This is a genomic window from Lysinibacillus sp. 10T31 (assembly GCF_056394365.1).
In genome coordinates this window covers 1-511 of the sequence record NZ_JBFTHS010000176.1, presented here as the reverse complement: position 1 = coordinate 511, position 511 = coordinate 1, and the positions used below count along the sequence as shown (strand labels likewise).

Below are 511 nucleotides of genomic sequence, written 5' to 3'. Positions count from 1 at the left end.
CAAATGCCCATTCTCCTATCGTGGCCACGCTTGATGGGAATTTTACACTTGTTAATTTATTACTATAAAATGCGTTTTTTTCTATTGTTGTCACCTTTGGTGGGATTTCTATACTTGTTAATTGATTACCTGAAAATGCGTACTCTCCTATTGTTGTCACATTTTCTGGGATGTCTACACTTGTTAATTTATTATTAGTAAATGCACGCATTTCTATTGTTGTCACGTTTTCATGGATGTCTACACTTGTTAATTTATTACCAGAAAATACATAACCTTCTATTGTTGTCACCTTTGGTGGGATTTTTACACTCGTTAATTGATTGGCAGCAAATGCACTAAATCCTATTGTTGTTACGTCTTCGTGAATGTCTATACTTTCTAATCGATTACCTGAAAATGTACTATCCTCAATCTTCGTCAAGCTTGACGGAATTTTTATACTTGTTAATTTATTAGAACGAAATGCCTCCTTTCCTATTGCTGTCACGCCTTCAGGGATTTCCACACT

General features: G+C 34.8%; 1 protein-coding gene. It reads right to left on the bottom strand.

Going from position 1 to position 511, the window contains the following annotated elements:
• Positions 1 to 511: leucine-rich repeat domain-containing protein (locus AC1DCY_RS27455; protein WP_477355888.1), on the bottom strand; the 511-nt coding region annotated here is incomplete at both ends.